Genomic DNA, 7,919 nt, shown 5'->3' on the forward strand with positions numbered 1-7,919 from the left:
GGCCGCCCTCCTTGACCAGGGCGGTGCCGCCGGTGGTGAGGACACCGATCCGGTCGCCGGCCAGCGCGATCTGCTGCACTCCGCCCCCCGCGCACGCGCCCGTCCCGCCGGCGCCGGCTGCCGCGCCCGCCTGGGCGGCCACCCCGACCGGGGCCCGGCCGGCCGTCAGCATCGCCGGGTCGCCCTGGTGGCGGCTCGCCGTCGACCGGCTCAGCAAGATGGTGGCCGAGGAGATCACGGCCGAGGATCTGCCCGAGATGAACTACATGCGGCGGACCGAACTCGCCCGCCGGCTCGCGCCCCGTGTGCAGGAGCTCGGTGAGGGCGTGGTCCGCACGTTCATCAACGAATACATCAGCGAGCTGGACGGGGAGCACGTCGAGTCGGCCTACCCGTGGCGTGACTTCTTGCCCGCCCCGGCGCTCGCCCCGGCCGGCTCCGAAGCCTGGCACAACGCCCTCCTCGACCTGCGCACCGCGCTCGAGGAGGAACTCGGCGACGGCCAGCCGATGGACCCGGAGGAACTCGCCGACGTGCTCGCCCCCAGCGCGCCCCGCCTCGACGACGCCACGATCCGGCGGTTCATCGGCGACTACGTGCTCGCACTCAGCGGCATGACCGCCCCCGGAAGCGCCCAGCCCTGGGCCGAACTGCTGCCCCGCCCGCAGAGCGTCCGCCCGGCCAGCGACGAGGACCTCCTGGAGATGCACGGCGCCGAGCTGTTCGAGCACCTGCGCAGCACCGGGCGGCTGAGCCGTTACAAGGTGCAGGCGGTCACCGGGATCAAGAGCCGGGTCCAGGCCGACCGGATCAAGTCGATCATCGAGGAGCGCGCCGCCGAGACTGCCACCGCCTGACCGTCCACAGTCGGCCGGCTCACACCGTTGTCTCCACGCCCGCGAGACAGCGGTGAGAGCCGGCTTGGGGTTTACGTGTGGGTGGCCAGCCAGACTGCCCGGGTGCTCTGGACCTTCAGGTCGGTGCGGGTGTGCAGGGACTGTGGGCCGCTCTTCGTCAGCAGGGCGTCCAGCGTGGACACGTCCTCGGGGGACAGGCCGTCGGCCACGGAATGGCGGATCCGGCCCAGGGTCGCGTAGGCGTAGCGGAGTGCTGCCTCCGGCAGTGGGGACGGCACGTCCACCGTCATGGTGCGGGACTCCACGATCCGGAAGCCGGCCTTGGCCAGGCGGGACGGCCAGTCGGCGCTGATGTGCGGCAGGTGGGCGGCTCGGGCCTCGTCCAGCAGGACGTGACAGCGGGCCTCCGTGCCGGGAGTGCCGAACCCCAGGTCGTCGGGGAGGAACCGGGGCATCCGGTCCATCTCGATCATCGCGAGCAGGCCGCCGGGGCGCAGCGTGGCGTGGATGTCGCGGAGCACCCGGTCCGGGTCGGCCATGTGATGCATCGACGACGACGCCCAGACCAGGTCGGCGGGGCCGGTGGCGGGCCAGGCCACGTCCAGGTCGGCCGGTAGCGGGCGAATCCGGCCGGCCAGGTTCTGGCGGGCGGCGTTGTCGTGCAGGTGGGCCAGCATCTCCCCGGATGAGTCGAGGGCGGTCACCGTTGCGTTGGGGAATCGTTTGAGCAGCGCGAACGCGCCGGTTCCGGTGCCGGCGCCGATGTCCAGGATGTCGGTGACCCGGTGAGCGCCGGCCAGTTCGGCTACTCGGGCGGTCAGGTCGGCCAGGTGGGCGGCGGTCACCTCCGCGTCCAGGTCGAGGATCTCCTGGAGCCCACCGTCCGGACCGTGGCCGTGTCCGTGGCCCGCGCCGTGTCCGTGGCCGTGATCGTGGTGGGGAGCGGGGGTGCTGTCGTGTGCCATGTGACCGACTGTAGACGCGCTTTGCGGCTGGCGCATACAGTCTTGCGTATGACGCAAGACGCTGAGATCGATGCAGTGGTGAGGGCACGGATCCGGGGGCTACGGATCGCCAAGGGCTGGTCGCTCGACGAGCTGGCCGGGCGGTGCTTTCTGAGTTCGTCGACGCTGAGCCGGATCGAGACCGGGCATCGGCGGATCGGGCTCGACCAGCTCACGGCCATCGCGCGGGCGCTCGGGGCCAGTCTCGACCAGCTGGTCGAGACCGCGGGCGACGCTGTCGTCATCAAACCCCACCACCATCCGGAGCGGGGGATGACGACCTGGGTGCTCAGCGGGGACGACGGGCGCAACGGGCTGACCGTGGCCCGGATCCGGGTCAGCCGGCCGGCGTCACGACGGCCGGAGGATCAGCGGGTGCATCCGGGGCGCGACTGGTTCACCGTGCTGTCGGGGACCGTCGAGTTGCTGCTCGGGGAGCGGGAGGTGCTGGTCCACGAGGGGGAGGCGGCGTCGTTCTCCACGATGACGCCGCATGCGTTCGGCGCGCGGGGCGGGGCGGCCGAGGTGATCGCCGTGTTCGACCCGGATGGCGAGCGCAACCACGTCGATGCCTGACGCTGACCCTTTACCAGTGGGCGCGTCGAAACCTCTCTCGTGGATCGGTGCAGGAGTGGCCGTATCAAATGAAAAACCGGCAAAGAGCGAGCCCACCGCGGCGCGGGACCGGCGACGGCGGTGGGGAAAGCGTCAGCGGGGTGGGGGGACGCAGGAGGCGCGCCAGGCCAGGGTGGCGTCGGCGGGCTCGGCGTGCGGGACGTGGTCGTCGTCGAGGGCCAGGGCCATCGCACGCTCGCCCATCTCGACCAGCGGCAACCGGACCGTCGTCAAGGCGGGGGTGACGTCGCGGGCGATCGGCATGTCGTCGAAACCGGTCACCGAGACGTCGTCGGGGACCCGGATGCCCCGCTCACGGAGGGTGGCCATCGCGCCGACCGCCATCGAGTCGTTGAGCGTGATCAGGGCGGTCAGGCCGGGCTGGGCGTCCATCAGGGTGCCGGCTGCGGCGGCGCCACCGTCGCGGGTGAAGTCGGAGTAGATCAGGCGGGACGACGGGAGCTCGACGCCGGTGTCGGCGAACGCGCGGCGGAAACCGGTCAGGCGGTCGGTCGTCGTGGTCAGGTAGCGCGGGCCGGCGATCACGCCGATCTCGCGGTGGCCGAGTTCGAGGATGCGCAGGCCCAGCTCGTGCGCGCCGGCCTCGTTGCCGGGCAGGACCGCGGTGCCGACCAGACGGTGCCGGCCGATCACCGCGACCCGGCCGCCGGCCTGCTGGTACGCCGTCAGCTCGCCGTTGAGCCGCTCGGTGAACTCGTCGTCGTGGTAGCCCGACCCGGCCAGGATCAGCGCATGCACCTGCTGGGCGCGCAGCAGCCCGACGTAGGCCAGCTCCCGCTCCGGCTCCCGGTAGCTGTTGCAGATCACCAGGAGCCGGTCGTGTGCGCCGGCCTGTCGTTGCAGGCCACGGGTGATCTCGGCGAAGTACGGGTCGGAGACGTCGTGGACGATCACGCCGACCGCCGACTTGCGGGGGCGCGCCACATTCTGCGCATGCGCGTTCGGCACGTAGTGCAGCTGCCGCACCGCCGCGAGGACCCGCTCCCGCAGGTCCTCGTTGACCTTTTTCGCACTGTCGTTGATGACGCGGGAGACGGTCGCCGGGGACACCCCGGCGAGCCGGGCAACATCCGCCAGGGTGACCGCCATCCGCACAGGTTAACGGGCCAGAAGCGTCAATGTGTCGACGACCCGGTTCGCGAAGCCCCATTCGTTGTCGTACCAGGCCACGACCTTGACCAGCCGGCCGTTCGCGGCGGTCAGCAGCGAATCGAAGATCGAGGACGCCGGGTTGCCGGTGATGTCCGACGACACCAGCGGGTCGGCCGAGAACTCCAGCACCCCGCGCAGCGGCCCGGCCGCCGCCGACTCGAACGCCGCGTTGATCTCCTCGACCGTGACGTCCCGGCTGACCAGGGCGTTCAGCTCCACCAGGGAGCCGACCGGGACCGGCACCCGCACCGAGTATCCGGACAGCTTCCCGTTCAGCCGGGGCAGGACGGCGCCGATCGCGGTCGCCGCGCCGGTCGTCGTGGGCGCGATGTTGACACCGGCCGCCCGGGCCCGGCGCAGGTCGCGGTGCGGGCCGTCCTGCAGGTTCTGCTCCTGCGTGTAGGCGTGCACCGTGGTCATCGAACCGGCCTCGACGCCGGCCAGGTCGTCGAGCACCGACGCGATCGGGGCGAGCGCGTTCGTGGTGCAGGAGGCGTTCGAGACGACGCGATGGACCGACGGGTCGTACGCGTCGTGGTTCAGGCCGTAGGCGATGGTCACGTCGGCGCCCTTCGCCGGAGCGGTGACCAGGACTTTCCGGGTCACGTGGACGCCGGCGCCGGCGGTGAACCGCCCGGTCGACTCGATCGCGACGTCGACGTCCTGCCAGGGCAGCCGGGCCGGGTCGGCCTCTGCGGTCACGGCGATCTTGTGACCGTTGACGATCAGATGATCGTGGCCGGCCTCCACTTCACCGGGGAAGCGGCCCAGGGTGCTGTCGTAGCGGAGCAGGTGGGCGAGAGTCCGGGCGTCGGTCAGGTCGTTGATCGCGACGATCTCGAGATCGCCGCCCCTCTCTGTCGCGGCCCGGAGAACATTTCGCCCAATGCGGCCGAAGCCGTTGATAGCAGCTCTCATACCTCGATTCTTCTTAACGTTGACGGAGAGCGGCAGGCTCAACACCGCCGGATCCCGCAAGCTTTCCGCCAAACGCCTTCCGGTACTCGGTCGGCGTCATGTCCAGGATCCGCTGGAAGTGCAGCCGCAGGTTCGCCCCGGTGCCCAGGCCCGTCGCCGAAGCGATCTGCTCCACGCTCAGCGCACTCGCCTCCAGCAGGGAACGCGCCATGTCGATCCGTGCCCGCAGGATCCAGTGCATCGGCGTGTACCCGGTGTCCTCCACGAACCGCCGCCCGAACGTCCGCGTCGACACCCCCGCGTGCCGGGCCAGGTCGGCCACCCCGATCGGCTCGCCCAGCCGGTGCAGCGCCCACTCCCGGGTCGCCGCGAACACCTCACCCAGCGGCTCCGGCACGGTACGCGGCACGAACTGCGACTGGCCGCCACTGCGGTACGGGGCGGCCACGATCCGCTGCGCCACCGCGTTCGACGCCTGCACCCCGTGATCACGCCGGATCAGGTGCAGGCACAGGTCGATCCCGGCCGCCACCCCCGCCGACGTCAGCACCTGACCCTCGTCGACGAACAGCACCCGCGGATCCACGGTGACCTTCGGGTACTCCCGGGCCAGCACCGGCGCCATCGACCAGTGCGTCGTCGCCCGCCGGCCGTCCAGGATCCCGGCCGCGGCCAGCGCGAACGCGCCCGTGCAGATCGACACCGTCCGCGCGCCACGGAACGCCGCGTCCCGCAGCCCGTCCAGGATCCGCGGGTCCAGCGGCCGCAACGGAGTGTTGTAGCCGGGCACGATCACGGTGTCCGCGTCGTCCAGTGCCTCCGGGCCGTGCTCGACCAGGTAGCCCAGCCCGTCCCGCCCCTCGACCGGCCCGGCCGCCAGCGAACAGTGCCGCAACTCGTAGGGCAGGCCGTGCTTCGGGGCGAAGATCTGCGCGCTGATCCCGACGTCCAGGGGCGCGGCGCCCGGCAGCACCAGGACCGCGATGCGGTGAGCTCTCACCCCGACAACTCTGCCGCAGCGCCGCCACCACCCTGGAAAGCCGCAGGCCGCACGTGTACCGTGGGTCGGTCGCGGAAAGGACGGTTCAGCGATGAATCAAGATCGGAGCCGCTCCACCGGGCGGCCGACTCTGGAAGAGGTCGCGGCCAGGGCCGGCGTCGGCCGTGGCACCGTGTCCCGTGTCGTGAACGGGTCGGCCCAGGTCAGTCCCAAAGCGCGGGAAGCCGTCCAGGAGGCGATCGACGCCCTGGGCTACGTCCCCAACCGGGCGGCCCGTGCGCTCGTCACCCAGCGAACCGATTCGATAGCCCTGGTGATCTTCGAATCCGGCGAGCGATTCTTCGCCGAACCTTTCTTCGGCCGCATCGTGCAGTCCATCTCGTCGGTGCTGGTCGCCCGCAACCTGCAGATGGTCCTGATGATCGCGCAGGCCCCCGAGGAACGCCGCCAGCTCGAAGGCTACCTCACCCGCCAGCACGTCGACGGCGCGCTGCTGCTGTCGCTGCACGGCGACGACCCGCTCCCGGCGATGCTCGAGGAACGCGGCGTCCCCACCGTCCGGGCCGGCCGCCCCTACCACCCGGAGCCGGTCAGCTTCGTCGACGCCGACAACCGCGCCGGCGCCCGCGCCGCCGTCGCCTACCTCCGCGACCAGGGCCGACGCTGCATCGCCACGATCACCGGCCCGCTCGACATGGCCGTCGGCATCGCCCGCTACGACGGCTACCGCGACGTCGTCGGCGAAGGCCCGGCCGCCCGCGGCGACTTCGGTGAGCTCTCCGGCGCCGCCGCCATGGAGTGGCTCCTCCAGCAGTACCCGCAGATCGACGCGGTCTTCGCCGCCTCCGACATGATGGCCGCGGGCGCGTTGCGCGTGCTGCGCCGCGCCGGCCGCCGCGTCCCCCAGGACGTCGCCGTCGTCGGCTTCGACGACTCCGTCGTCGCCCGGCACACCGACCCGCCGCTGACCAGCGTCTACCAGCCGATCGAGCAGATGGGCCAGGAGATGGTCCGGCTCCTGCTCTCCAAGATCGACGGCGACGAGCCGGCCGACTTCGAAACGGTCCTGCCCACCCGCCTGATCTTGCGGGGTTCCGCTTAGACCTTTTTCTGGTACGCCGTGGACAGGCCCCGTGGCTGTCCCCGCGACGCAGGCGGCCGGTCCGGCCCACCAGAGCGCCTTTCGGGCGGAATCCGTTGCCCACCGCCCTACCCGGCCCCACCCCACCCCCGTTCCCCGCGTCGATCTTGTGGAGTTCAGGCACACCTGTCCCGCCGAACTCCACAAGTCTTCCGGGGCGCTTCGCGCTTGCCCGGGGTGGGGGAAAACGGCTGTGGGCAGGCGTCATCGCGCCCTTACGCCCCGCGAGATCGGGCGAGCCTCGCGTCAAGGCCACAGTCACCTGCAGCTTCGCAACGGGTCGGGCTTTGTTTCTATCCAGATCTGTGAGGGGTTGACGCGGCCGCACGATGTCATGCCCGTCGGGAAGTCTGCCTATCTGGGCGTCTGGGCGCGATCTTGTGAAGTTCGGACACACTCGAGTTTCGCCATTTGGGGATCGATTGCTTCGGTCGCGCCGGCCTTGTGGACGCCCGCCGCCCACGGCGACAGCGCACCGGGTACCTGTCGGGATGGACGGCGGGAAGGAGCATCGACGAACCTTGCCCTCCGCTGCAAAGGGGCTGTTGGTTGCGGTCGCCGGCGCCCGGCCCGGCATGGTCGCCAGCGCGCGACGGCCAGCGCACACAATGCGGCAACGTGCGACTTCACCCTCGCCAGAACGACGGCAGGCGCACACGGACGGCACAACGTGTGCGCCCGTCCCCGTCAGAGCAAAGCAAGCGCACACGATCGGCGAACGTGTGCGCTGACCACCGCTGCGGCCCGGCGGACCCCGCTCTCGGCATCGCCTCCGGACGGTCGCCCAAGGTCATCAGGCCTCACGGTGATCTTGCAGAGTTCGTTGAGGATGACGCCTACCAGGACGAATGCAAGATTCACTTCAGCGTCGACCCTGACCTGCGATGTCGCTGCGCAAAATGGCGAAACTCGAGGGACACACCTGTCCCGCCGAACTCCACAAGATCGACGAGATGCGCCGCGCCCCGCCGCGATCTTCTGAGGTTGCGGTCGATGAATGCCCTTCTGCGCAGCCACCTCATTTTCAGAAGAGCGGCCCTCAGGCGGATGACGTCTCCTCGGCCGGCTACGGATCGGCCGGCAACGGCTCGACGCCCGCGGATCTTGCACGACTTTTCGGCTCTCCGGTCGTATGTGTGGGTGGTTTGAGGGGTTTAGACAGGCGCACGCCGTTGCAGGCCTTAGGTTCCGGTTTGTCGAGACAGGATCCG

9 protein-coding genes are annotated in these 7,919 nt (G+C 70.7%); 4 read left to right on the top strand and 5 right to left on the bottom strand.

What is annotated here, in order from left to right; genetic code table 11:
- On the bottom strand, nt 1-238 hold a 238-nt coding region (locus tag AB0E94_RS52185; RefSeq protein ID WP_360344250.1), incomplete at its 3' end, for a hypothetical protein.
- Between AB0E94_RS52185 and AB0E94_RS52190 the strand changes: the two genes are divergently transcribed.
- Nucleotides 219-857, top strand: a complete 639-nt coding sequence (locus AB0E94_RS52190; RefSeq protein ID WP_360344253.1) for a hypothetical protein — start codon at nt 219-221, stop codon at nt 855-857. The genes AB0E94_RS52185 and AB0E94_RS52190 overlap by 20 nt on opposite strands.
- A gap of 71 nt (nt 858-928) precedes the next feature.
- Here the strand turns inward: AB0E94_RS52190 and AB0E94_RS52195 are convergent, their stop codons facing one another.
- A complete protein-coding gene (locus tag AB0E94_RS52195) occupies nt 929-1,822 on the bottom strand; it encodes a class I SAM-dependent methyltransferase (RefSeq protein ID WP_360344256.1) in 894 nt (297 codons plus the stop codon).
- A gap of 48 nt (nt 1,823-1,870) precedes the next feature.
- Here AB0E94_RS52195 and AB0E94_RS52200 point away from each other — a divergent pair, with 48 nt between their 5' ends.
- Complete coding sequence (locus AB0E94_RS52200) at nt 1,871-2,437, top strand: XRE family transcriptional regulator (protein WP_360344259.1); 567 nt, start codon at nt 1,871-1,873, stop codon at nt 2,435-2,437.
- Between the two features lie 132 nt (nt 2,438-2,569).
- Here the strand turns inward: AB0E94_RS52200 and AB0E94_RS52205 are convergent, their stop codons facing one another.
- The 3 genes from AB0E94_RS52205 to AB0E94_RS52215 are packed head-to-tail and all read right to left on the bottom strand — an operon-like array spanning nt 2,570 to nt 5,567.
- Entirely contained in the window at nt 2,570-3,586 is a 1,017-nt protein-coding gene (locus tag AB0E94_RS52205) for a LacI family DNA-binding transcriptional regulator (protein WP_360344262.1), read from the bottom strand.
- Nucleotides 3,587-3,595: 9 nt separating this feature from the next.
- On the bottom strand, nt 3,596-4,567 hold the full coding sequence (gap, locus tag AB0E94_RS52210) for a type I glyceraldehyde-3-phosphate dehydrogenase (RefSeq protein ID WP_360344265.1): 972 nt from the start codon (nt 4,565-4,567) through the stop codon (nt 3,596-3,598).
- 13 nt (nt 4,568-4,580) lie between these two features.
- Nucleotides 4,581-5,567: a helix-turn-helix domain-containing protein gene (locus tag AB0E94_RS52215; RefSeq protein WP_360344268.1), complete on the bottom strand. Its 987-nt coding sequence runs from the start codon at nt 5,565-5,567 to the stop codon at nt 4,581-4,583.
- Nucleotides 5,568-5,658: 91 nt separating this feature from the next.
- On the opposite strand from AB0E94_RS52215, the gene AB0E94_RS52220 reads away from it, so the two are divergent.
- Both AB0E94_RS52220 and AB0E94_RS52225 read left to right on the top strand, forming a co-directional pair.
- A complete protein-coding gene (locus tag AB0E94_RS52220; protein ID WP_317792060.1) occupies nt 5,659-6,669 on the top strand; it encodes a LacI family DNA-binding transcriptional regulator in 1,011 nt (336 codons plus the stop codon).
- 923 nt (nt 6,670-7,592) lie between these two features.
- Nucleotides 7,593-7,919: hypothetical protein (locus tag AB0E94_RS52225; RefSeq protein WP_360344272.1), on the top strand; the 327-nt coding region annotated here is incomplete at its 3' end.

It is taken from the genome of Actinoplanes sp. NPDC026670, from assembly GCF_040638175.1.
Taxonomy (GTDB): domain Bacteria; phylum Actinomycetota; class Actinomycetes; order Mycobacteriales; family Micromonosporaceae; genus Actinoplanes.

What these genes read in the sequence shown, in the direction of transcription:
- AB0E94_RS52190 (WP_360344253.1), top strand. Translation starts at nt 219, where the DNA reads ATGGTGGCCGAGGAGATCACGGCCGAGGATCTGCCCGAGATGAACTAC.
- AB0E94_RS52195 (WP_360344256.1), bottom strand. Translation starts at nt 1,822, where the DNA reads ATGGCACACGACAGCACCCCCGCTCCCCACCACGATCACGGCCACGGA.
- AB0E94_RS52200 (WP_360344259.1), top strand. Translation starts at nt 1,871, where the DNA reads ATGACGCAAGACGCTGAGATCGATGCAGTGGTGAGGGCACGGATCCGG.
- AB0E94_RS52205 (WP_360344262.1), bottom strand. Translation starts at nt 3,586, where the DNA reads ATGGCGGTCACCCTGGCGGATGTTGCCCGGCTCGCCGGGGTGTCCCCG.
- gap (WP_360344265.1), bottom strand. Translation starts at nt 4,567, where the DNA reads ATGAGAGCTGCTATCAACGGCTTCGGCCGCATTGGGCGAAATGTTCTC.
- AB0E94_RS52220 (WP_317792060.1), top strand. Translation starts at nt 5,659, where the DNA reads ATGAATCAAGATCGGAGCCGCTCCACCGGGCGGCCGACTCTGGAAGAG.